The 24,001-nt window shown below is 68.2% G+C and carries 18 protein-coding genes; 6 read left to right on the top strand and 12 right to left on the bottom strand.

Translation table 11 applies throughout. From position 1 onward, the window contains the following. Nucleotides 1-26 precede the first annotated feature (26 nt). Genes ABD866_RS06260 through ABD866_RS06235 form a run of 6 tightly spaced genes read left to right on the top strand, consistent with a single transcriptional unit; the run spans nt 27 to nt 8,379 of the window. Entirely contained in the window at nt 27-3,842 is a 3,816-nt protein-coding gene (locus ABD866_RS06260) for a nitrate reductase subunit alpha (protein WP_345062250.1), read from the top strand. Between the two features lie 28 nt (nt 3,843-3,870). Further along, on the top strand, nt 3,871-5,403 hold the full coding sequence (gene narH, locus ABD866_RS06255) for a nitrate reductase subunit beta (protein ID WP_345062248.1): 1,533 nt from the start codon (nt 3,871-3,873) through the stop codon (nt 5,401-5,403). A 2-nt stretch (nt 5,404-5,405) separates the two neighbouring features. Then, nucleotides 5,406-6,092 (top strand): nitrate reductase molybdenum cofactor assembly chaperone, encoded by a 687-nt coding sequence (gene narJ / locus ABD866_RS06250; protein ID WP_345062246.1) that lies wholly within the window; start codon nt 5,406-5,408, stop codon nt 6,090-6,092. After that, complete coding sequence (gene narI / locus ABD866_RS06245) at nt 6,089-6,802, top strand: respiratory nitrate reductase subunit gamma (RefSeq protein WP_345062244.1); 714 nt, start codon at nt 6,089-6,091, stop codon at nt 6,800-6,802. The genes narJ and narI overlap by 4 nt, the downstream gene beginning before the upstream one ends. A gap of 15 nt (nt 6,803-6,817) precedes the next feature. Continuing rightward, the gene (locus ABD866_RS06240; protein ID WP_345062242.1) at nt 6,818-7,690 is read left to right on the top strand and encodes a peptidylprolyl isomerase; all 873 of its coding nucleotides are present in this window, start codon (nt 6,818-6,820) and stop codon (nt 7,688-7,690) included. After that, nucleotides 7,687-8,379 (top strand): carbonic anhydrase, encoded by a 693-nt coding sequence (locus ABD866_RS06235; RefSeq protein ID WP_345062240.1) that lies wholly within the window; start codon nt 7,687-7,689, stop codon nt 8,377-8,379. The genes ABD866_RS06240 and ABD866_RS06235 overlap by 4 nt, the downstream gene beginning before the upstream one ends. Nucleotides 8,380-8,387: 8 nt before the next feature. On the opposite strand, the gene ABD866_RS06230 is transcribed toward ABD866_RS06235, so the two are convergent. The 12 genes from ABD866_RS06230 to ABD866_RS06175 all read right to left on the bottom strand — a co-directional run bounded on the left by ABD866_RS06230 (nt 8,388) and on the right by ABD866_RS06175 (nt 23,941). Next, nucleotides 8,388-9,668 carry a purine-cytosine permease family protein gene (locus tag ABD866_RS06230; RefSeq protein ID WP_345062238.1) on the bottom strand — a complete coding sequence of 427 codons (1,281 nt, stop codon included), beginning with the start codon at nt 9,666-9,668 and terminating at the stop codon, nt 8,388-8,390. 256 nt (nt 9,669-9,924) lie between these two features. Further along, nucleotides 9,925-11,004, bottom strand: a complete 1,080-nt coding sequence (locus ABD866_RS06225) for an NAD(P)/FAD-dependent oxidoreductase (RefSeq protein ID WP_345062235.1) — start codon at nt 11,002-11,004, stop codon at nt 9,925-9,927. A gap of 24 nt (nt 11,005-11,028) precedes the next feature. Continuing rightward, on the bottom strand, nt 11,029-11,358 hold the full coding sequence (gene fdxA, locus ABD866_RS06220) for a ferredoxin FdxA (protein ID WP_345062233.1): 330 nt from the start codon (nt 11,356-11,358) through the stop codon (nt 11,029-11,031). Nucleotides 11,359-11,509: 151 nt separating this feature from the next. After that, on the bottom strand, nt 11,510-12,895 hold the full coding sequence (locus tag ABD866_RS06215; protein ID WP_345062231.1) for a sulfate adenylyltransferase subunit 1: 1,386 nt from the start codon (nt 12,893-12,895) through the stop codon (nt 11,510-11,512). Next, nucleotides 12,895-13,839 (bottom strand): sulfate adenylyltransferase subunit CysD, encoded by a 945-nt coding sequence (gene cysD, locus ABD866_RS06210; RefSeq protein WP_345062228.1) that lies wholly within the window; start codon nt 13,837-13,839, stop codon nt 12,895-12,897. Before cysD ends, ABD866_RS06215 begins: the two co-directional genes overlap by 1 nt. Continuing rightward, complete coding sequence (locus tag ABD866_RS06205) at nt 13,836-14,654, bottom strand: phosphoadenylyl-sulfate reductase (protein WP_345062226.1); 819 nt, start codon at nt 14,652-14,654, stop codon at nt 13,836-13,838. The genes cysD and ABD866_RS06205 overlap by 4 nt, the downstream gene beginning before the upstream one ends. Beyond that, on the bottom strand, nt 14,651-15,037 hold the full coding sequence (locus ABD866_RS06200; protein ID WP_345062224.1) for a DUF934 domain-containing protein: 387 nt from the start codon (nt 15,035-15,037) through the stop codon (nt 14,651-14,653). Before ABD866_RS06200 ends, ABD866_RS06205 begins: the two co-directional genes overlap by 4 nt. 9 nt (nt 15,038-15,046) lie before the next feature. Beyond that, complete coding sequence (locus tag ABD866_RS06195) at nt 15,047-16,831, bottom strand: nitrite/sulfite reductase (RefSeq protein WP_345062221.1); 1,785 nt, start codon at nt 16,829-16,831, stop codon at nt 15,047-15,049. 7 nt (nt 16,832-16,838) lie between these two features. After that, complete coding sequence (locus ABD866_RS06190; RefSeq protein ID WP_345062219.1) at nt 16,839-17,642, bottom strand: sulfite exporter TauE/SafE family protein; 804 nt, start codon at nt 17,640-17,642, stop codon at nt 16,839-16,841. Between the two features lie 151 nt (nt 17,643-17,793). Next, on the bottom strand, nt 17,794-19,728 hold the full coding sequence (mnmC, locus tag ABD866_RS06185) for a bifunctional tRNA (5-methylaminomethyl-2-thiouridine)(34)-methyltransferase MnmC2/FAD-dependent 5-carboxymethylaminomethyl-2-thiouridine(34) oxidoreductase MnmC1 (RefSeq protein WP_345062217.1): 1,935 nt from the start codon (nt 19,726-19,728) through the stop codon (nt 17,794-17,796). Nucleotides 19,729-19,898: 170 nt separating this feature from the next. Further along, on the bottom strand, nt 19,899-20,171 hold the full coding sequence (locus ABD866_RS06180) for an oxidative damage protection protein (RefSeq protein ID WP_345062215.1): 273 nt from the start codon (nt 20,169-20,171) through the stop codon (nt 19,899-19,901). A 308-nt stretch (nt 20,172-20,479) separates the two neighbouring features. Then, nucleotides 20,480-23,941: an EAL domain-containing protein gene (locus tag ABD866_RS06175; protein ID WP_345062213.1), complete on the bottom strand. Its 3,462-nt coding sequence runs from the start codon at nt 23,939-23,941 to the stop codon at nt 20,480-20,482. Between the last annotated feature and the right edge of the window lie 60 nt (nt 23,942-24,001).

The following is a 24,001-nucleotide window of genomic DNA, read 5'->3' as shown; positions in this document are numbered from 1 at the left end:
ACTGCATTTCCCACCGGAGTTCGAACATGAGCCATTTCCTCGACCGCCTGACCCACTTCAAGCTGCCCAAAGAGCCGATTGCGGGCGGCCACGGCCAGGTCACCAACGAAGACCGCACCTGGGAAGACGCCTACCGCAACCGCTGGGCCCACGACAAGGTGGTGCGCTCCACGCATGGCGTGAACTGCACGGGCTCCTGCTCGTGGAAGATCTACGTGAAGGGGGGAATCGTCACCTGGGAAACCCAGCAGACCGACTATCCCCGCACACGTTGGGACATGCCCAACCACGAGCCGCGCGGCTGCGCGCGGGGAGCGTCCTATTCCTGGTACCTGTATTCGGCCAACCGCGTCAAGCATCCCATGGTGCGTGGCCGGCTGCTCGAGCGCTGGCGCGCAGCGCTCAAGGTGGCCAAAACCCCGGTGGACGCCTGGGCCCTGATCGTCGAAGACGAGAGCGCTCGCCGCGACTACCAGCAGGTGCGGGGCATGGGCGGCTTCGTGCGCAGCACCTGGGAGGAAGTCAACCAACTGATCGCCAGCGCCAACGTCTACACCATCAAGAAGCACGGGCCCGACCGCATCATCGGCTTCTCGCCGATCCCGGCCATGTCCATGGTCAGCTACGCCGCTGGCAGCCGCTACCTGAGCCTGCTCGGCGGTGTGTGCATGAGCTTTTACGACTGGTACTGCGACCTGCCGCCGGCCAGCCCCCAGATCTGGGGAGAGCAGACCGACGTGCCCGAATCGGCCGACTGGTACAACAGCAGCTACATCATCGCTTGGGGCTCGAACATTCCCCAGACACGGACGCCCGATGCGCACTTCTTCACCGAGGTGCGCTACAAGGGCACGAAGACCGTGGCCGTGACCCCCGACTATTCGGAGGTGGCGAAGCTGGCCGACCTGTGGCTGCACCCCAAGCAGGGCACCGACGCCGCGCTGGCCATGGCCATTGGCCATGTGGTGCTCAAGGAGTTCTACTTCCCGGCGCATGGCCAGCGCAGCGCTTACTTTGACGACTACGCGCGCCGCTACACCGACCTGCCGATGCTGGTCATGCTGCGCGAGCAGACGCTGCCCGATGGCAGCACCACGCTCGTGCCCGACCGCTATCTGCGCGCCAGCGATTTCAACGGCAAGCTGGGCCAGGACAACAACCCCGAATGGAAGACGGTCGCTTTTGACAGCGACGGTCAGGCCGTGCTGCCCCACGGCTCCATCGGCTTCCGCTGGGGGGCCGAAGGCCGCGCCGACGCGGGCCGATGGAACCTCGAAGCGAAGGAGGCGCGCAACGGCGACGCGGTGAAGCTGCGCCTGTCGGTGCTCGAAGGCGACGGGCAGGGGCACGAGGTGGTGGATGTCGGCTTCCCGTACTTCGGCGGCCAGCAGGCGCCGCACTTTCCCGCCAATGCCGCGGCAGGGGAAGTGAACCGCGCCAAAGTGCCGGCCGTACGCCTGCGCCTGGGCAAGGCTGGCGAAGAACGCTACGCCCTCGTGGCCACGGTGTTCGACTTGCAGGTGGCCCAGTACGGCATCGACCGCGGCCTGGGCAGCGGTGCCCAGAGCTACGACGACAACGCCCCGTACACCCCTGCCTGGCAGGAGGCCATCACCGGCGTGCCGCGCGAGCAGGTGATCACCGTGGCGCGCCAGTTTGCCGACAACGCCGACAGGACGCGCGGCAAGTCGATGGTGATCATCGGCGCAGCCATGAACCACTGGTACCACGCCGATATGAACTACCGTGGCGTGATCAACCTGCTGATGATGTGTGGCTGCATTGGCCAGAGCGGCGGCGGCTGGGCGCATTACGTGGGCCAGGAAAAGCTGCGCCCGCAGACCGGCTGGACCGCGTTGGCCTTCGCGCTCGACTGGATCCGGCCGCCACGCCAGCAGAACTCCACGAGCTTCTTCTACGCCCATACCGACCAGTGGCGCTACGAGAAGCTGGACGTGTCGGACATCGTCTCGCCGCTGGCCGACAAGGCCCGCTTTGGCGGCAGCATGATCGACTACAACGTGCGCGCCGAGCGCATGGGCTGGCTGCCCAGTGCGCCGCAGCTCAAGACCAATCCGCTCAAGCTGGTGCGCGATGCGCAGGGCGCGGGCATGGACCCGAAGGACTACGTGGTCAAGGCGCTGCGCGACGGCTGGCTGGAGATGAGCTGCGAAGACCCGGACGCACCCGAGAACTGGCCGCGCAACATGTTCGTCTGGCGCTCCAACCTGCTGGGCTCCAGCGGTAAGGGCCACGAATACTTCTGCAAGCACCTGCTGGGCACCGAAAACGGTGTGCAGGGCAAGGATCTGGGCACCGACGAAGCCCGGCCGCGCGAAGTGCGCTGGCATGCCGAGGCACCGCAGGGCAAGCTGGACCTGCTGGTCACGCTCGACTTCCGCATGAGCACGACTTGCCTGTACTCCGACATCGTGCTGCCCACGGCCAGCTGGTACGAGAAGAACGACCTCAACACCAGCGACATGCACCCGTTCATCCACCCGCTGTCGGCGGCGGTGGATCCGGTGTGGCAGAGCCGCTCGGACTGGGACATCTACAAAGGCTTTGCCAAGGCTTTCAGCGAGGTCTGTGTGGGCCACCTGGGCGTGGAAAAGGAAGTGGTGCTCACGCCGCTGATGCACGACAGTCCGGCCGAGCTGGCCCAGCCCTTCGAGGTGAAGGAGTGGAAGAAGGGCGAGTGCGACCTGATCCCGGGCAAGACCGCCCCGCAGATCACGGTGGTGGAGCGCGACTATCCGAACCTCTACAAGCGTTTTACGGCCCTGGGGCCGCTGATGTCCAAGGTGGGCAATGGCGGCAAGGGCATTGCCTGGAAGACGGAGGTAGAAGTCGAGCAACTGGGCCAACTCAATGGCCTGACCCAGGAGCCTGGCGCCACCCAGGGCATGCCGCGCATCGTGAGCGACATCGACGCCTGCGAGGTGATCCTGCAGCTGGCGCCGGAAACCAACGGCCATGTGGCCGTCAAGGCCTGGGAGGCGCTGGGCAAAGCCACGGGCCGGGACCACAAGCACCTCGCGCTCTACCGCGAAGACGAGAAGATCCGCTACCGCGACGTGCAGGCCCAGCCGCGCAAGATCATCAGCAGCCCGACCTGGAGCGGTATCGAGAGCGAGACCGTCTCGTACAACGCCGGCTACACCAACGTGCACGAGCTGATCCCATGGCGCACGCTCACGGGCCGCCAGCAGTTCTACCAGGACCACCCCTGGATGATCGCCTTCGGCGAAGGTTTCTCGAGCTACCGTCCGCCGGTGGACCTCAAGACCACCGACGCCGTACAGGGTCTCAAGCCCAACGGGCATAAGGAGATCGTGCTGAACTTCATCACGCCGCACCAGAAGTGGGGCATCCACAGCACGTACAGCGACAACCTGCACATGCTCACGCTCAACCGCGGCGGCACCGTGATCTGGCTCAGCGAGGACGATGCGAAGAGCGCTGGCATCGAAGACAACGACTGGATCGAGCTGTTCAACGTCAACGGCGCCGTGGCTGGCCGCGCGGTGGTGAGCCAGCGCGTGAAGAACGGCATGGTGATGATGTACCACTCGCAGGAAAAGATCATCAACACGCCGGGCTCCGAGATCACGGGCGTACGGGGTGGCATCCATAACTCGGTCACGCGCATCGTGCTCAAGCCCACGCACATGATCGGCGGCTACGCCCAGCTCAGCTACGGCTTCAACTACTACGGAACCATCGGCACCAACCGCGACGAGTTCGTGGTGGTGCGCAAGATGCGCAAGGTCGACTGGCTCGACACCCCGCGCGACGACCACCTGGTCGCCGCCTACCAATCCCAGGGCGAAAACCCCTGAGCCGTCTGCAAGTCCCAAGGAGTCATCAATGAAAGTACGTGCTCAGATTGGCATGGTCCTGAACCTGGACAAGTGCATCGGCTGCCACACCTGCTCGGTCACCTGCAAGAACGTCTGGACCAGCCGCCCCGGCGTGGAATACGCCTGGTTCAACAACGTCGAATCCAAGCCGGGCATCGGCTACCCCAAGGAGTGGGAGAACCAGGACAAATGGAAGGGCGGGTGGGTGCGCAAGCCCGACGGTTCGATCGTGCCGCGCCAGGGCGGCAAATGGTCGCTGCTGATGAAGATCTTTGCCAACCCGCACCTGCCGCAGATCGACGATTACTACGAGCCTTTCACCTTCGACTACGACCACCTGCAGTCGGCCCCTGAGATGCAGCATGCGCCCACGGCGCGGCCGCGCTCGCTGATCACGGGCCAGCGCATGGAGAAGATTGAGTGGGGTCCGAACTGGGAGGAAATCCTGGGCGGCGAATTTGCCAAGCGCAGCAAAGACCCGAACTTCGATGGCTTCGAGGCTGCGCAGAAGGCCATGGTGGGGGAGTTCGAGAACACCTTCATGATGTACCTGCCGCGCCTGTGCGAGCACTGCCTGAACCCGGCCTGCGTGGCCTCGTGCCCCTCGGGCTCGATCTACAAGCGCGAGGAAGACGGCATCGTGCTGATCGACCAGGACAAGTGCCGCGGTTGGCGCATGTGCGTCTCGGGCTGCCCTTACAAGAAGATCTACTACAACTGGAAGAGCGGCAAGGCCGAGAAGTGCATCTTCTGCTATCCGCGCATCGAGGCCGGACAGCCCACCGTGTGCTCCGAAACCTGTGTGGGCCGCATTCGCTACCTGGGCGTGCTGCTGTATGACCAGGACCGCATCGCCGAGGCCGCCAGCGCCGACCGCGAGACCGACCTGTACCAGGCCCAGCTCGACATCTTCCTCGATCCGCACGACCCGCGCGTCATCGAGCAGGCGCGTGCGGACGGCATTCCCGAGGCCTGGCTGGAGGCCGCGCGCAACAGCCCGGTTTACAAGATGGCGGTGGACTGGAAGGTGGCGCTGCCCCTGCACCCCGAATACCGCACGCTGCCCATGGTCTGGTACGTGCCGCCGCTGTCGCCCATCACTTCGGCTGCCCAAGCCGGTCACCTGGGCACCAACGGCGAGATTCCGGACGTGAGCCAGCTGCGTATTCCGGTCAAGTACCTGGCCAACCTGCTCACGGCGGGCGACACGCTGCCGGTGGTGCGCGCGCTGGAGCGCATGCTGGCCATGCGCGCCTACCAGCGCGGCAAGCATGTCGATGGCGTGGTCAACACCGCCGTGCTCGACCAGGTGCAGCTCTCGCCAGCCCAGGTCGAGGAGATGTACCGCACGATGGCCATTGCCAACTACGAAGACCGCTTCGTGATCCCGAGCACGCATCGCGAGTACGCCGAGAACGCGTTCAACGTGCGTGGCGGCTGTGGGTTCAGCTTCGGCAACGGCTGCTCCGAAGGGGTGACCGAGACCAGCCTGTTCGGCAGCGAAAAGAAGCGGACCATCCCGATCCGCGTGGAGGGTTGAGCATGTTTGCCACGACACCCCCCACCATGCGCCTGAGTCTGCGGGTGCTGGCCCGCATGCTGGCCTACCCCGACGCCGCGCTGCGTGCCCACCACGGCGAGATGTCCCGCGCGCTGCAGGTGGAAGGTGCCCTGGGCCCGGCGCGCACCGCTGAGCTGCAGGCCCTGCTGCTGCGCCTGGGCACCGCACCCGCGCTCAAGGTCGAGACAGACTACGTCGAACTGTTCGACCGGGGCCGTAGCACGGCGCTGCACCTGTTTGAGCATGTGCATGGCGATTCGCGCGAGCGCGGCCCGGCCATGATCGACCTGCTGCAGACCTTTGAGCAGGCTGGCCTGTACCTGGCACCGGGCGAGATGCCCGACCACCTGCCCGTGCTGCTCGAGTTCGCGTCCACGCAGCCTGCGGCCGAGGCACGCGATTTCCTGGCCGAGCTGTCCCACATCGTGTGCGTGATCTTCAGTGCGCTGCTCAAGCGCCAGAGCCCGTACGCCAGCGTGCTGGCCGCCGTGCTTGAGCTCGCCGGCGAAAAGGCCGAGCCCGTCCCTGTGGCCGACGAGCCGCCCATGGACGAGAGCTGGGCCGAGCCCGAAGTCTTTGGCGGCTGCTCGACCGAAGGGCAGGCCCGTCCGGGCCAGCCGCGACCCATCCGCATCGTCAAGAACACCTCCCTGGGAGCACAGCCATGAACCTGCTGCACAACTTCTTCTTCAACGTCTATCCCTACATCTGCCTTTCGGTGTTCCTCATGGGCAGCCTCGCGCGCTTTGACCGCGACCAGTACACCTGGAAAAGCGATTCCTCGCAGTTGCTGCGCAAGGGGCAACTGCGTTGGGGCAGCAACCTGTTCCACCTGGGCATCCTGTTCCTGTTCTTCGGGCACAGCGTGGGCCTGCTCACGCCTCATTGGGTGTACGAGCCCTTCATCACCCCGGCACACAAGCAGCTCGTGGCGGTGGTGGCCGGGGGCGTTGCCGGGGCCGTGTGCTTCGTGGGCCTCACGCTGCTGCTGCACCGGCGCATCTTCGACCCGCGTATCCGCCTGACCAGTCATCGCACCGACTTGCTCATCCTGGTGGTGCTGTGGTGTCAACTGGTGTTAGGTCTGGTGACGCTGCCGTTCTCGCTCGGCCACAGCGACGGCACCGTGATGCTGGCCTTGTCGGAATGGGCGCAGCGCATCGTGACCTTTCGCCCCGATGCCAATGGCCTCATTCCGCTCGACTGGCCTTACAAGGTGCACCTCGTGCTGGGCATGACGATCTTCCTGCTGTTTCCATTTTCCCGGCTCGTACACGTGTGGAGCGGATTCGGCACCTTGGCCTACGTGTTGCGTCCCTACCAGGTCGTGCGCAGTCGCCGGATCGGCTTGCCCCACGGTTCGCGTTCTACCCGCTGATGTGAGAGGTCCACCATGCTGAATGCTTCGCAACCCTCGATTCCTGACACCTCTTCGGGCAGCTGCTGCGGTGGCCGCTGTGACGCCCATGCGGATCCGGGCCAGCTCGTGACCCGTGAACCGTCCTCTGTCCGCATCAACGGGCGGTGGCTCCCGGCGCACACCGATGGCGACGGCCCGACACTGCAGGAGCGCGCCTGGACAGAGCTGCTCCGGCAGCAAGCGGTGCAACTGGGCCGTATTGTCGATACGCCGGGTGACGAGGCGCCCGAACCGGACGCTGCTATGCGTCATCAGATAGAAGCGCTTCTGGACGCCGCCGTGCAGACGCCACTGCCCACAACCGAAGCGTGCGAGCGCTACTATGCCGCCCACCAGCTGCGCTTTCGGCATGGTCAGCGGGCACAACTGCGGCACATTCTGTTTGCGGTCACGCCGGGCGTGCCGGTACAGGCGCTGGCCCAGCGCGCAGAAGCCATGCTGCTGTCTCTTTGCGGACCCGATGCAGCCCCCGAGGCGTTTGCACAGACCGCCCGCGACTGGTCGAACTGCCCCAGCGCCGCCCAGGGTGGGGCGCTGGGTTGGGTCGGACCGATGGATTGCGCTCCCGAGCTCGCACAGTTCCTGTTCTTCCAGCGTGAAGGTGGTCCCTCTATAGGCGTGCAGCCCCGCCTGGTGCATTCGCGCTACGGGCTGCACATCGTCGACGTGCAGGCCTACGAGCCCGGCACGCTGGCATCTTTCGAGCAAGTCCAAGCCTGCATTGCCGGCACGCTGGCCCTGCAGTCGCGGGCTACGGCGCTGCGGCAGTATCTGCAGCTGCTGGTTGGTCAGGCCGATATCGAAGGGCTGGCGCTGGAGGGGGCCGATACGCCCCTGGTGCAATGAACCCGGCTGCCGAAGGCGACGAACTGCTGTTGCGCCTGCGGCAGTTCCATTCGGACTACTTCCCGCGCCACCAGCAGCGCTTTCAGGATCTGGTCGCGCACGGCCAGCACCCGAAAACTTTGTTCATCGGCTGCTCGGATTCGCGCATCGTGCCGCACCAGCTCACGGGAGCAGGCCCTGGCGATCTGTTCATTGTGCGCAACGTGGGGGCTTTTGTGCCGCCCTACGACGGCTCTCACGGCCTGCATGGCACCACGGCCGCCATTGAATTTGCCGTGCTGAGCCTGAAGGTCGAGCACATCGTGGTCTGCGGGCACAGCCATTGCGGCGCGATCCGCGCGGCCTACGAGGGCGCGCCGGCCGAGGCCGTGAACCTCAATGCCTGGCTGCGCCTGGCCGAAGAAGCCCTGCTGCCCGTCCAGAGCAGCCCCGAAGCCTTGCTGCGCACCGAACAGCGCTGCGTGGTGCTGCAGCTCGAACGCCTGCTCGACTACCCGATGGTGCGGCGCGAAGTCGAAGCCCAGCGCCTGCAACTGCATGGCTGGCATTTCGTGATCGAGCAGGGCCAGGTGCACGTGTTCGACGCCCTGCAGGGCCGGTTCATGCCGGCCACCGAAGCGCCGCACAGCGGCACCGGCCCCTACCGCCCCTACGTGGAGCACGACGGACAGGTGCTGTCCGCCGAGTGAAGGCGCGCTCAGGCCGCCACGCGCGGCCGGGTGGCCCAGGACAGCAGCAGCGTGAAGGCCAGCGCGGGCAGCGCCGAGCCCGCACCGGGCAGCAGGCTGGGCGCAAGGTGGTACACGGCCACGCCACTCAGCCAGATCAGCACCGGCACCAGGTTCACGCGCGGTGCCCAGCGCAGCAAGGTCTGCGCGTCGGTGCCGCCTCCGAGGCGGCCGATGATCACGCCGAACATCGGCACGAATACCGAGCTCAGCAGCAGCAGGAAGGGCTCAATGCTGTGCATGGGCAGCACCATGGCCAGTACGGTGCTGACCGCCGCCAGCACCAGGCCCCAGCGGCGGATGCTCCAGGACGGCACCAGGCTGTGCACCGAGACGGCGCCCGAATAGGTGTCACCGTAGGCGTTGTCCACCTCGTCGATCAGGATCAGCGACAGCGCGATCAGCCCACCTTGCGCAAGCAGCAGGGCTTGCACCAGGTCTTTGCTGGGCAGCGTGAGGGCCACCAGCACCCCGAGGCTGTAGCACCACATGTTGGCCAGCGCGTAGCCCAGCCAGGTGCCGCGCAGTGCAGAGCCGCCATGGCGGCCATGGCGCGCATAGTCGGCCACCAGCGGCAGCCATGAGATCGGCATGGCAATCACCAGATCCAGGGCGGGCAGTACGCCCATGCCCCCCGTACCTGGACGGTTCCACAGCGCCTGCAGGCCCTGGGCCTGGGCCATGCCCAGAAATTGCCAGGTCAGCCACAGCAGCGACAGCACCACCAGCGGCAGTGCCACACGGGCGATCACCTTGCGCACCAGCCGCACCATCGAGCCACTGATGAGCAGCATCACCACGGCGCCCCAGATGAGGGTTGCAAGGTAGGGCCAGTGCGCGCCCTGCAAGGCGCCTGCCTGCTGGCCGATGGCCACGGTGGCGTCGCGCATCACCACCAGCTCAAACGTGCCCCAGCCGACCAGCTGGACGATGTTCAGTGCAATCGGTAGCCCCGCAAAGGTACGTCCATACACCGCATGCATGAGTCCGGAACTGGCCAGCCCGCTGTCACAGCCGATCTTGGCTACCCAGCCCAGCAGCCCTGCCCCGAGGATGGAGCCCGCCACGATGGCCACCACGGCCTCGCGCGTGCCGAGGGCTGGCATGAGAAAAGAGCCGACCTGCATCACCAGCAGGCCCACGCCCAGGCTGAACCAGAGCGAGGCGTGGTCGTGCCAGCCAAACACGCGCTGATCGGGCGTGACGGGAACAAGCGCCTCGTTGGCGGGCGCCGGGGTCGAAGAAGTCATGGTTGGATGCTCCGTGGTTGAGCAGAGCGGGGTCTGCCGCATACGGGGCTGCGCATCGGCGGCCCGGGCATCGGCAAACCGGCTTCCCTGCGCGAGGATGATCTCGGGCCTGCCACCCATACGGCGCAGGCGCTCAGGTTCAAAGGGTGTGTTCTCAGCCCCTTGCCGTTGCCAGCGCAGGACACCCCTAGCGGTTGCACCTGGTGTGGGGTGCGGGCGCGATTCTAGCCGCTTCGGCCGCGGCAGCTTGGCGCGCTCAGTCGGCTGCCACCACCGGGGCCACACCCAGGCGCTGGTGCAGGCGCGGGCTGGTGGTGGTGTACTGCAGCGCTACAGGCGCGCCCGACAGCCGCTCGGCTACGGCGAAGGCGGCCAGGGTCGCCTCGTGAAAACCGCACAGGATCAGCTTGCGCTTGCCCGGATAGGTGTTGATGTCGCCCACCGCGTACACGCCGGGGGCGCTGGTCGCAAAACGGGCGGTGTCCACCACGAGCTGCTTGCGCTCCAGGGCGATGCCCCAGTCGGCAATCGGGCCCAGGCGCGGTGACAGGCCCAGGCGCACCTCAAGCCGGCCGAGCGGCAGCGCCTGCTCCTGACCTTCGGCATCGAGCACCGTGAGCACCGCAGCACCCCCTTGCGCGGCGATGCGCAAGGGCTGGCCCACCTGTACCTGGATGCGACCGGCAGCGCGCGCAGCCGACAGCGCTGCCAGCGCCTCGGGCGGTGCTTGGAACACATCGCGGCGGTGCAGCAACACCACGGGCGGGTGGTCCGGGTCGGCCGTCAGGGCCAGTGCCCGCAGCACGGCTGGGTCGTCTCCGCCATGCACCACCACGGCCGTGTCCGGTGGCACGGGTGCGTCGTGGTAGTGCAGCACGTCCGGCGGCAGGGTGTCGATGCCCTCGATCTTGAGGGCGCGGGGCACGAAGGCGCCCACGCCCGCGGCGATGACCACGGCGCGCGCGGCGAGCACAGTGCCATCGTCGAGCCGGGCCTGCCACGCACCGCCCTCGGTTTCGGGAGGGCTCAAGGCCTCCACGCGGCGGCCCAGGTGGCGCACCGGGGCCATTGGGGCGATCTGGCGCTCCAGCAGCGCGACCAGTTCGCGCCCCGTGCACACAGGCACGCCGGGAACGTCGTAGATGGGCTTGTCACCGTACAGCTCGGCGCACTGGCCGCCGGTGTGGGGCAGTGCGTCCACCAGGTGCGCACGCAGGCCCTGCAGGCCGAGCTGGAATACGGTGAACAGCCCCACCGGCCCGGCGCCGATGACCAGCACCTCGGCCTGCGCCGGCAGTGCCGCAGGCGTCAGCGGGGCGGAGGGCTCAGCGCGCATGCGGGGTGGGCTGGGCGCGCGGGTTCAGCGCACCAGGTCGTTGATCTTGCCCGGCTTGCCGTTCCATTCGTCGGCGTCGGGCAGCGCAGCCTTGCGCTTGGTGATGCTCTTCCAGCCGTTGGCGCGCGCCAGTTCGGCGTTGAGCTTGATGAAGGCCAACTGGTCGGCCGGCAGATCTTCTTCGGCAAAGATGGCGTTGGCCGGGCATTCAGGGATGCAGACGGCGCAGTCGATGCATTCGTCCGGATCGATCACCAGCATGTTCGGGCCTTCGCGGAAGCAGTCCACGGGGCAGACGTCCACACAATCGGTGTACTTGCACTTGATGCAGTTCTCGGAGACGACGTGGGTCATGGGGGCGGTGGGGTGGTCGGTGAAAACCCTCGATTTTAGGAGCTTTCACCCTTGGGTTGCGGGGCCACCAGAGCGGTGGGGGATTGGCCGGCAGGGGTATCGCGGGCCGAAGGCCTTGCGCGGCGCATGGCCGCGCAAGGCGCAGGCGGTGTCAGCGCAGCAGCACGGCACCCGCCGTTTTGTGCGTGGCAGTGTCCACCAGGATCATCGAGCCGAGCACGCGGGCAGCAGCAAAGGCCGCGCCCGGCACGGGCTCCTGTAGCAGCAGGTCGACGTGGCCGATGGCGTTGGGTTCGAGCTGCGTGGCGTCTTCCTCGGCCAGCGTGTGGATGTTCAGGCGGTGCACTACCTGGCGCACCTTGGCCTTGACCCAGCGGTGCCCGTGCAGCGCCCAGTACACGCGGCCGGCCACCAGGGGCTCGTCGTCCATCCAGGCCACGGTGGCGCGCAGTTCGCGCTGGCCGGGCCAGGCAGGCTGGGGCGCGGGTGTGTCGAAGTCGTCGTCGGCCGCTGCCGCGCTTGTGGCCACCGGGGCAGCCACGATCCAGTCGCCGCGCGAGACGTCCACCTCGCGGTCGAGCACGATGCCTGCGCTCAGGCCTGCGGCCACGCTGTGCGGGCGGCGCACGTGGTCGAGCACTTGGGCCACGCGGGCGCGCTGGCCGCTGGGGAAGACCTGCACCTCGGCGCCAACCGCGGCTGTGCCCGTGGCCACGCGGCCCCAGAACACGCGGCGGCCCTGCGAGGTGTCGGACGAGGACGAGAACTTCTCGACCCATTGCACCGGGAACGCCAGTGGCAACTGCGTGTCGGCCGGCGTGTTGGGCAGCAGCTCCAGGATCTGCAGCAGGCTCGGGCCCTGGTAGCCGCACCAGCCGGGCTGCGCGTCCACCACGTTCCAGCCCTTGAGGGCCGAGACGGGCACGGTGGCGCGCACCGCAATGCCCGCGGCCTGGGCAAACGCCGCCAGCGCGGCCTGGATGTGCAGCCAGGCGAGCGCCGGGTCTTCCACGGCGTCGAGCTTGTTCACGGCGAACACCAGCGAATGCACGCGCAGCAGGTGCACGAGCAGGCTGTGGCGGCGCGTTTGCGGCAGCAGCGCGAGCTGCGGGTTGCGCCAGTCGAGCTTGGTGGCATCGACCAGCACCACGGCCGCGTCGGCGCTGCTGGCGGCCGTGACCATGTTGCGTGTGTACTGCTCGTGGCCCGGCGCGTCGCCGATGATGAACTTGCGCGTCTCGGTGGCGAAGTAGCGGTAGGCCACGTCGATGGTGATGCCCTGTTCGCGCTCGGCCGAGAGACCGTCGGTCAACAGGGCCAGGTCCACCTCGCCGCCGCGCTGCACGCCGGCCAGGTGGTCTTGCAGCACGGCGCGGCTGTCCACCAGCAGGCGGCCGATCAGCGTGCTCTTGCCATCGTCCACGCTGCCGCAGGTGATGAAGCGCAGCGCCGAGGCGTGGTCGTTGTGCAGGTCATTTTGGCTGCTCGTGCTTGTTTCATAAGCACGAGCAGCTATCAAATCAGTAGCATTCGTCATCAGAAGTACCCGTCCTTCTTGCGCTTTTCCATCGAGGCGTCGGAGGTCTTGTCGTCCATGCGCGTGGCACCGCGCTCGCTCACCTCGGCGGCCAGGGTTTCGATCACGATCTCGGCCGGCGTGGCGGCGGTGCTCTCCACCGGGGCGGTGCAGGTGATGTCGCCCACGGTGCGAAAGCGCACGTCGCGCGTCTGCACCACTTCGCCCTCGCGCGGCGGGGTCAGTTCGGTCACCGGCATCAGCAGGCCCTTGCGGTCCACCACCTGGCGCTTGTGCGTGTAGTAGATGCTGGGCAGGCCGATCTGCTCGCGGTCGATGTACTGCCACACGTCCAGCTCGGTCCAGTTGCTGATGGGGAACACGCGGAAGTGTTCGCCCGGGGCCAGGCGGGTGTTGAACAGCGTCCACAGCTCGGGCCGCTGCGCCTTGGGCTGCCATTGGCCGAAGCTGTCGCGGTGGCTGAAGATGCGCTCTTTGGCGCGGGCCTTTTCTTCGTCGCGGCGCGCGCCGCCAATCAGCGCGTCGAAGCGGAATTCTTCAATGGCTTCGAGCAGGGTGACCGACTGGTGCACGTTGCGGCTTTCGCCCGGATGGGCCAGGCGCACCGTGCCGCGGGCCATCGAGTCTTCGACGCTGCGCACGATCAGCTCGGCCCCGAGTTCCTTGGCGCGGAAGTCGCGGAAGTCGGTCACTTCAGGGAAGTTGTGGCCCGTGTCGATCATGAGCAGCGGGTACGGAATGCGGCCCGCGCCAAAAGCCTTTTCGGCGCACTTGAGCATGACCAGCGAATCCTTGCCGCCCGAAAACAGCAGGGCCGGGCGCTCGAACGCAGCGGCCACTTCGCGCAGGATGAAGATGGTTTCTTCTTCCAGCGCGTCGAGGTGCGAATTGTTCAGGTGGTGCGCGGGCGGGGCCAGCGTCGGCTCGTGTGTGCGGGCGTTCATGCCGGCAGTCCTTTCTCGGCGGTGTGCGGGGCGTCGGTGGTGGGGGCGGGGGCCTTGACGTGCAGGCCGCACTCTTTGGCGGCCTCATCCTCCCACCACCAGCGCCCGGCGCGGAATTCCTCGCCCAGGCTGATGGCGCGCGTGCAGGGCGCGCAGCCGATGCTGGGGAAGAACTGGTCGTGCAGCGGGTTGTAGTCCACCCCTTCGGTGGCGATGCAGTGCCAGACGTCGCCCCAGGTCCAGTCGGCCAGCGGGTTGAATTTGGTCAGGCCCTTGGTGGCGACCTCCGAGGTGTCGATGGCCGGTACGTCGGCGCGGGCGTTCGACTGTTCGCGGCGCAGGCCGGTGATCCAGCCACTCTTGCCCGCCAGCGCGCGGGCCAGCGGCTCCATCTTGCGCACCTGGCAGCAGGCCTTGCGCAGTTCGATGCTGCGGTACATCGCGTCCTGCCCGTGGCTGCGGATGAAGTGCACCACGGCGTGGGTGTCGGGCCGGTACACCGTGACCGGGGCCTGCGAATGGGCCTGCGTGCGTTCCAGCAGCGCGAGCGTCTCGGTGTGCAGCGCGCCGGTCTCAAGCACAAACACCGGAATGTGCAGGCCCAGCGTGTTGATGAGGTGGGTGATGACCACATCCTCCGCGCCCAGGCTGGAGGCCTGCGTGACGCTGCCCGGAGCGCCGTGGGCAGCGGCCTCGCGCAGCAGGGCGATCGTGCGCTCGCGCTTGGCCGCGTAGTCGGCGCTGGGTTTGGCGTGCAGGGCGGTGGCCTTGGGCGGCGCAGAGCGCGCGGCCTGCAGGGGGCTGGTGGTGCTCATGCGGCGCGGCGGGTGAACAGGGGTTGGTGCGTGACGGCGTCGCCCTGGTAGAAGCCCGCAAAGCGGTCGAACTGGCGCTGCGCGTCGGCGGCGTCCACGCCCGCGCGCAGCACGGCCACGTCAAAGCCGGTGCGGGCCATTTGCACGAGCTGGTCGATCAGCACGTCGCCCGTGGCGCGCAGTTCGCCCGCAAAACCGCGGCGGCGGCGCAGCAGGTAGGCCTGGCTGTAGGCGCGGCCGTCGGTGAACTTCGGAAAGTGCAGGTCGATGCGCTGCACCCCGGCAAGGTCGAGCGCCAGCGGGTCGGCGTCGTTGGGCAGCGCCACGGCGCGGGCATCGCCCTCGGCGATGGGCTGGTGGTCCTGGGCGGCAAGAATCTTCATGGGGAGGTCTCAGGCGGTGGCGGTGTCGGCCTCGGTGGCGGCCACGGGCAGGCGGGCGGCATTGGCCGCGGTCTTGAAGGGCTCGGCGCCGACACGGCGCAGCGTTTCAAGGAAGGACTCTGCGCGCACGCCCTGCGGCTGGCGTAGCGTGCGGTAGGTGTCGAGCACAGCCTCGATCACGCCCGGCACTTCGGCCGCCGAGAACGAAGGGCCCACCACCTTGCCGGCCACGGCCGGGCCGCTGCGGTCCGAGCCGTCGGCCCCGCCCAGCGTGACCTGGTACCACTCCTTGCCGTCCTTGTCGACGCCGAGGATGCCGATGTGCCCGCTGTGGTGGTGGCCACAGGAGTTGATGCAGCCGCTGATGTGCAGGTCGATCTCGCCCAGGTCGTGCAGCTCGTCGAGGTCCTGGTAGCGCTCCAGGATGGCCTGCGCAATCGGCAGCGAGCGGGCGTTGGCCAGCGCGCAGAAGTCGCCGCCGGGGCAGGCGATCATGTCGGTCAGCAGGTGCGCCGTGGGCTGGGCCAGGCCCAGTCGGCGGGCCTCTTGCCACACCTCGACCAGGTCGTTCACGTGCACCCAGGGCAGCAGCAGGTTTTGCGTGTGGGTTACGCGGGCCTCACCGGCGCTGAAGCGGTCGGCCAGGTCGGCCGCGGCTTCGAGCACCTCGGCCGAGGCATCGCCGGGTGAGGCGCCCGGGCGCTTGAACGACAGCGTCACGGCGCGCAGCGCGGGGTTCTTGTGCGGGGCCACGTTGCGTTCGAGCCAGCGCACAAAGGCCGGGTCGGTGGGCAGCGCGGCCAGCGGCGCGCCCACATGGCGCGTGAGCGGCGGGTCCACAAAACAGGCGGCCACGCGGTCGAATTCGGCCTGCGTGATGGTGTGCATCGCGCCATCGTGCTCGACGATCTGGCGGTACTCGGCCTCCACGTCGTCAAAGTAGCGCTGGCCTTCGGCTTTCACGAGGATCTTGATGCGGGCCTTGTAGAGGTTGTCGCGGCGGCCATAGCGGTTGTACACGCGCACGATGGCTTCCAGGTAATTCATGATCTGGTTCCAGGGCAGGAACTCTCGGATCACGCTGCCGATCACCGGCGTGCGGCCCATGCCGCCGCCCACCAGCACCTTGAAGCCCAGCTCACCGGCCGGGTTGCGCACGAGTTGCAGGCCCACGTCGTGCCAGCCGATGGCCGCGCGGTCTTCGGCAGCGCCGCTGATCGCGATCTTGAACTTGCGCGGCAGGAACGCAAACTCGGGGTGCAGCGTGCTCCACTGGCGCATGATTTCGCCGAACGGCCGCGGGTCGGCAATCTCGTCCACCGCAATGCCGGCGCGTTCGTCGCTGGTGATGTTGCGGATGCAGTTGCCGCTGGTCTGTATGCCGTGCATGTGGGCGCTGGCCAGCAGGTCCATCACGTCGGCGCTTTTGTCCAGTGGAATCCAGTTGAACTGCACGTTCTGGCGCGTCGTGAAGTGCGCGCAGTGCGTAGGCAGGTGCGTGGTGCCGAGCTGGCCCTGCGTCTGCATGGCCGTGCGGAAGACCTCGGCTTCGGGCTCGTCAAATTCGCGCGCAATGCGGGCCAGCGTGCGCAGCTGGTGCGCAGACAGCTCGCCGTACGGCACGGCCACGCGCAGCATGGGGGCGTAGCGCTGCACGTACCAGCCGTTTTGCAGGCGCAGCGGGCGGAATTCATCGTCGGCGAGCTTGCCGGCCTGCCAGCGCTCGAGCTGGTCGCGGAACTGCGCGGCGCGCTGTTGCACGAACTGGCGGTCGAAGTCGGTGTATTGGTACATGGTGGGGTCAGATCAGAACCAGTTTGAGGCCCGCCCAGGCCAGCAGGACGGACAGGAGAGAGCGGATCAGCCGTTCAGGCGTGCGCGACACGAGGCGCGAGCCCAGCCAGATGCCGGGCAGCGATCCAGCCAGCAATTGTGCAAGCAGCGGCCAGTCGACCGAGCCCAGCGACGCATGGCCCAGCCCTGCCACCAGCGTGAGCGGCACGGCGTAGGCGATGTCGGCACCGACCACGCGCGGCAGCGGCAAAAGGGGGTAGACGAGCAGCAGCACGGTGACACCAATGGCGCCCGCGCCAACCGACGTGAAGGTGACCAGCGCGCCAATGACCGCGCCCAGCAGGATCGGCAGGCTCCAGTGGCGGGGCCGGGTGGCGGCCGGGCCGCTGGCCTGGCGCGCGGCGGCCTCGGCGGCCTGCCGTTCGCGGGAGAACACCGCCACCTTGTAGAGTGTGGCCGCAGCGGTGAGCAGCAGGGCCACGCCCAGCGTGGTCGTCATGATGCGCTGGGCCGCAGCGCTGGCTGGGCCGATGTGGTGCAGCGCCCAGAGCGACAGGCCCGCCGCCGGCAGGCTGCCCGCGCAGAGCTGCCCTACCACCCGCCAGGGTACGAGGCGCTGGCGTGCCAGGCTCACGGTACCGCCGAGTTTGGTGAAGGCGGCAAACAGCAGATCGGTGCCGATGGCCAGATGGGGTTTGACGCCGAAAAAGAAGATCAGCACCGGCGTCATCAGCGAGCCGCCTCCCACGCCCGTGAGCCCGACGATCAGCCCGACGCCAAACCCTGCAACGATGAAGGCCATTTCCTGCATGGCCGCGACTGTAGGCGGCCTGCTTATGAAAACCAACGATTGTTTCGTGCTGCCCTTATGCGCATAAGCTTATGCGCCAACGCTGGCGCGGCCTGCGCGCCCGTGGGTGCAACGGGCTGCCGCAGGCGGCCTCCTGCAGCATCCTGCCGCCTCAGGCGTCAGCAGGCGGTGGGTTGCGGGGCACGCGTTCGCTGCCCAGGGCCTGGGCCAAGCGCGGTTCGCTGGGCAGCGGTTCGGCGTGCCAGCGCGCGGCCAGCAGTTCGCCGCACAGCAGGCCGAGCGTGAGCCCGCGCGCGCCCATGGCGGTGCAGATCCACAGGCCCGGCGCGGCCTCGGTGTCTACCGGGCCCACGATGGGGCGCCGGTCGGGTGTGGTGCAGCGCACGGCGCCCCAGGTGCGCACCGGGCTGGGGTGGCCAGCCAGCGCGGCATCCAGTGCTGGCCCCAGCAGCGGTAGCCCCGCGGGCAGCAACTGCGCCAGCTTGTCGCGGTGCAGCGCATGGGCGGCGTGCTGTTCTTCGGGCGTGGCCTCGGCGCGGGTGATGCCGCGCTCGAACGTGGAACCCATGACCCAGGCGCGCGCGTCGGCCGGCCCGCCCAGCAAATCGGCCGCGCCAAAGGCCGGGACCAGATTGCCGTGGCCGTTGACCGGGAAGGGGGGCAGCGCCTGGCTTGCGGCGTCGAGCGGGGCCCAGCTCACCTGCCCGCGCAGCGCGTACAGCGGCCACTGCGGCGCGGCGAGAGCGCGGCTGTCGTAGCCCGCGGCCACCACCACGCGTTCGGCCTCGGCCAATAGGTGGCCGTCGGCGTCCAGCGCCTGCCACACGCCGGCCGGGCCGCCGGTGTGCTGCAGACGCGCCACGGCCACGCCTCCATGCCAGGCGATGCCCGGCCCCTCCAGCAGGCGCGGCACCAGCTGGCCGGGGCGCAGCCACCCGCCTTGCGCGTGCCACAGGGCCACGGCCGCATCAGGCAGGCCGCACCGGGCGCGTTGGGCGGCGTCTGCCGGGCGCGTCCAGTCGGCCCCGGGGCCGTCCAGCCACCCGGGGCCGATGCCCGGGGTGCCATCGGTGCGGTGTTCGAGCACGCCGCTGGCGGCCCATTCGCTGCCCGCCTGCAGCCATTGGTGTGCGTGGTGCTGTACGCAGCGCACGCCTGCGCGCGACAGCCGCGAGAGCAGGCCGTCGTCGGGCGAGACATGGGGGGCAAACACCCCGGCGGGCAGGCCCGAGGCCCCAGCCGCGGGCCGCGTGCCCCGGTCGAGCATCTGGACCTGCCATCCGCGCAAAGCCAGCGCATGGGCCACGCCCGCGCCGGCGATGCCTGCCCCGATCACCAGGCAGCGGGCCGGTGTGGCCGCGGGCTCCACCGCAGGCCCGCCCCGCACCTGCCAGCGTGGGGCGTACAGCGCCTGCAGGTTGGCGCGCTTGGGCGGCACGCCGGGCACGCGCTCGACCGCAAAGCCGCATTGCGTGAGGTGGTCGCGCACGCTGCGCGCCACCGACCAGGTGGCCAGGCGCGTGCCCGGCTGGCAGCAGCGCGCCACCGCTTTCAGGGTGTGCAGGTTCCAGAGCTCGGGGTTGCGCTCGGGGCTGAAACCATCCAGGTACACGCTGTCGACCTGCAGCGTCTGCTCGCGCAGTTGCGCCTGCGCGTCGCCCACACACAGCGTGAGCAGCACGCGCCCGCCATCGAGCCGCAGCCGGTGCACGCCGGGCAGCAGGCCCCACCACTGCGCGGCCAGCTCGCGTGCCAGCGGCATGAGATCGGCATGCACCGACAGGGCGCGCAGCAGGTCTTCGGCCCGCACGGGCCAGGCTTCGGTCGAGACGAAATGCAGCCGCGCAGGGCGTGCCGGGTCGGCCCGCCAGGCCGCCCAGGTGACGAGGAAGTTCAGCCCGAAACCGAAGCCGGTTTCCAGAATGCGCCAGCAGGGCCGGTGTGCCCACGCCGCGGGCAGACCGCAGCCGCGCAGGAAGACGTCGCGCGCCTGGTCAAGCCCGCGGTTGGCACTGCTGTGGTAGCGGTCCTGGAAGCGCGGGCTGTAGGGCGTGCCGTCTTCCAGCCATTCGAGGGGTTCGGACATGGGCTGGCAAATGGGTCAGGGGCGCATGGCGTTTCTGCAGTGGTACGCCCCAATGCCGCAGGGCATTGCGCGCTGGGCGTCGCTGGAGCCCCTCGCAGCGTCTGCGCCGCCGCCCAAGAAGTGGTTTTGTCGAAACCCCTTCTGGCAGCACTGCACGCTGCTGCGCAGCGTTACGCGCTGGGCGGGACGTAGCCCGCCGCGGCGTCTGCGCCGCCGCCAAAGAAGTGGTTTTCCATTTGGCGGGCGAGGTACTGGCGGGCGCGGGCGTCGGCCAGGTTCAGGCGGTTTTCATTGACCAGCATGGTCTGGTGCTTGATCCAGGCGGCCCATGCCTCTTTACTCACACTTTCCCAGATCCGTTTGCCGAGTTCGCCGGGGTAGGGGGGAAAGTCGAGGCCTTCGGCTTCCTTGCCGAGTTTGATGCATTGAACGGTACGTGCCATGTGATGGTCCTGTCGCGCGAGGGCCCGCACATGCGGCCATGAGCGGCTGCGCGGCGGGCGGGTGGGGTGCTTTTTTTGGCGGGTCCGCAGGCTGCAAGAAGCGGCCCGGAACCTCTGGGGCGGCACTGTAGCAAGAAATGACCGCTGGTCAGGCTTGGAGCGGGCCATGTCCCTGCGGCCTGTAGCGTCGTTGGTGGCGGCGCCGCTGGGGACTGGAAGTCGTCGTTGAGAAAGGCGGCTTGTGGTTTTACAGGCTCAAAAGTTTGCTATTGATTTGATAGTGATTGGTTTCGCGCTGCATGCGCTGCTTAGTTCAGCGGGCAGGGCGTGCCATGGGGGTCTTCTGCCACTGCCGGTGCAAACCAGCTGGCGCTGGGCGAGGATGCGCCCGGGTGGGCGGGCTCCAGCCAGCGGTCCAGCGCTTGTTGCAGGTGCAGGCTCGCTGCGCCCAATGCGTCGCACAGCGCCCGGGCTTCGCCACTGCGGCCCGATGCGCGCAGCGCGCATATGCGGCGTGCCACGGCGTGCGTGTGGTCGTGTGCGGCGGCGATGTCAAGCAGCACGCGTTGGCGGTTGGGCGATGCGCTGCCGTGGCTGTTGGCAATCCAGTGCGCGAGGCGGCAGGCGCTTGCGTCCAGCGAGGGAGGCGTGTCGCGCTCGCCTGTGACATAGGCGTGTACGGCATCGGTCCAGGCACGGTGTTCGACGACCGCAAACAGCACCGGCAACTCGTCGCCCGAGCAGGTGCGCTGCCCGAGCCAGCGCGCATCGGGCCGCCACTGCGCCAGCCACACGGGCAGCGCTCGCGCGGGCATGGGCCGGGCGATGGCATAGCCCTGTGCGCCCTCGCAGCCCATGCGCAGCAGCATCTGGCCGTGGGCGATGCTCTCCACGCCTTCGGCCACCACGGCGCGTCGGAAGGCGCGCGCCAGGCCCAGCACGCCTTCAAGGATGCTCAGGTCTTCCGGGTCTTCGAGCATGCCCTGCACAAAGCTCTTGTCGATTTTGAGCACCCGCGCGGGCAGGCGGCGCAGGTAGGTGAGCGAGGAGTAGCCGGTGCCGAAGTCGTCAAGCGCGAAGTCCACGCCTAGCGATTCGCAGGCGTCGATCACCCCCGACACATGTGGAATGTCGCTGAGCGCGCTGCTCTCCAGTACCTCGAGGCCCAGGTCGCCACGCTGCACCTGCGGGTGGCGCGCCAGCAGTGCCTGCAGCCGCGTCATGAACTCCGGGTGCTGCAACTGCCGCCCGTCCACGTTCACGCTCACCGGCATGTGCAGACCCGCGCGCTTCCACTCCACGATCTGCACCAGCGCCTGCTCGATCACCCATTCGCCCAGTTGCAGGTGCAGCGGGTGGTCGCCGATCACGTCCAGGAAGGTACCGGGCGGCAGCAGACCGTGCTCGGGGTGGTTCCAGCGCAGCAGCGCCTCCACGCCCAGCACTTCGCCGCTGCGCATGTTCACCTTGGGCTGGAAGTACAGCTCGAATTCGTGGTCGTCCAGACCCTGCTGGATGCGTTCGAGGCTCTCGTGGCGGCCGCGCAGCGTACGGTCCTGCTCCACATCGAACACCTGATAGCGGTTTTTGCCGGCGACTTTGGCTTGGTACATGGCCTGGTCGGCCTGGCGCAGCAGCTGGTCGGCATCCACCTCGTCGGCCTGCGGGTAGAACGCGACGCCGAGACTGCCTGTGACCTGCAGCGTGACGCCTTCGACGACCACCGGATCGCTGATGGCGCGCAGCAACCGCTCGATCACCGGAATGCAGTCCTGCACGGTGTGCAGGTGCGACAGCACGGCCACAAACTCGTCGCCGCCCAGGCGGGCGATGGTGTCCTCCTCGCGCAGCGCGTGGCTCATGCGTCCGGCCAGGGCGACCAGCAGGTGGTCGCCTGCGTCGTGGCCGTGCTGGTCGTTGATGGCCTTGAATCCGTCCAGATCCAGAAACACCACTGCCAGCGTGCTGCGCAGGCGCTGCATTTGCTGCATGCTGCGGCGCAGGCGCTCGCCCAGCAGCACGCGGTTGGGCAGGCCGGTGAGTGCGTCGTAGTGGGCGATGCGCTCAAGGCGGCGCTCCTGTTCCTTGTTCTGGGTGATGTCGGAGAACAGCGCGACGTAATGGCTGAGCTGGCCGTTGCTGTCGGCCACGGCGCTGATGTGCAGCATCTCGGCGTACACCTCGCCCGATTTGCGGCGGTTCCAGACCTCGCCGCTCCAGGCGCCCACGGTGCGCAGCTCGCTCCACATGCGCTCGTAGAAGCTGCGCGGCTGGCGGCCCGAGCTCAGCATGCGGGGTGTCTGGCCCAGCACCTCTTCGCGCGCATAGCCGGTGATACGACTGAAGGCCTCGTTCACATCGACCAGTACGCCGTCGGCGTTGGTGATCATGATGCCTTCATGGGCGTGGCTGAACACGCTGGCCGCCAGCTGCAGGCGCTTTTCTGCGGCCTGGTGCACTGTGATGTCGCGGGCCACGCCGACGTAGTGGCTCAGATGGCCCTGATCGTCCTGCACGGCGCTGATGGTCATGTGGCACACGTAGTGGGAGCCGTCGCGATGGCGGTTGACCAGTTCGCCCTGCCAGAAGCCCGTGGCCAGCAGGCGCTGCCACATGCGCGCATAGAAAGCCTGGTCTTGCTGGCCGGAGGACAGCATGCGGGGGTTGCATCCGCGCACCTCGTTGGCGCTGTACCCGGTGATGCGCTCGAAGGCCGGATTCACCGACAGGATGTCGGCCGAGGCCGAGGTGACGATGATGGCGTCGTTGCTCGCATGGAACACGCTGGAGGTCAGGCGCCGCTCTTCGCGCAGCTCGGCCTGCTTGGCGGCCACGCGCTGCTGGCGGCGCAGCGCCAGCACGCCCAGCAGCAGCAGCGTCGCCACCATCGGCAGCACCACCAGCGCCAGGCGTTGTGCCTCCTGTCGCCAGGCGGCCAGGACCTGCGCATGGTCGAGGTGGGTGGCCACCACCACCGGAAACTGCGGTGACGCACGGAATGCGCTCAGCATGGGCGCGGCCTGTCCGCCGGGCAGTGTCACGCGGCCCTGCTCGGTCTGTTGCAGGCGCATGGTGATGGTGGTGTCCAGCGCGTCGGCCAGTGCCGCAGGCAGGCTGCGCGAGCGGAACAGGGGTTGGCCGTCGTAGCGCAACCACTGGGTGTGGCCCACGGCCTCGTCGAGCTGCTGGCGTGTGTGGTGGGCAAAAAAGTCCGGGTGCAGCGTGACCAGCAGCGCCATCGACCCGCTGCGCGAGGGTATGCCGCGCAGCACTGGGACGAAGCCTGGCGTGGCGTCGTCGAAGGGCCCCTCCTCGCCGTTGTGGAAATCGCGGCCGCGCCAGGGCACGCCAATGCGCAGCAGGTCGCTCAGCGTGGGCGGATAGAAGTGATCCAGCGGCAGTTGCACCCCCAGGTTGGCGCTGTCGGAGCTGGCGACGATGCGGCCCGTGTCATCCACCACCGAGATCGAGCGGATGAACGACGTGGGACGCAGCACCGACAGCAGGTGGCGCTGCAGCGCGGCCGGATCGGGGGGAGCGTCGAGGGCAGAGTCCAGTCCCGCGGCGGCCAGGTCGATGATCTGCAGCGCCTGGGTGATGTGGGTCTCGAAGTTGCGCACGTGCAACTCGGCCTGGGCCTGTGCGTTTTCCACCGCCTGGTCGTGCAGCCGCCACAGTGTGTAGCCCAGCGCGGCCAGCCACAGTGCGGCCACCGCCATCAGGGCCAGCCACTGCGTCTGGCGCAGGGGCAGTGGTGCCAGGGCGGACATGCGTGGCGACGCCCCCGGGTGGTAGGCGGCTGCGTGGGGCGGGGGCAGGGCGGGTGGCAC

Source organism: Acidovorax lacteus (assembly GCF_039540375.1).
Taxonomy (GTDB): Bacteria; Pseudomonadota; Gammaproteobacteria; order Burkholderiales; family Burkholderiaceae_C; genus Acidovorax_G; species Acidovorax_G lacteus.
This window is presented reverse-complemented; position numbering and strand designations above follow the sequence as displayed.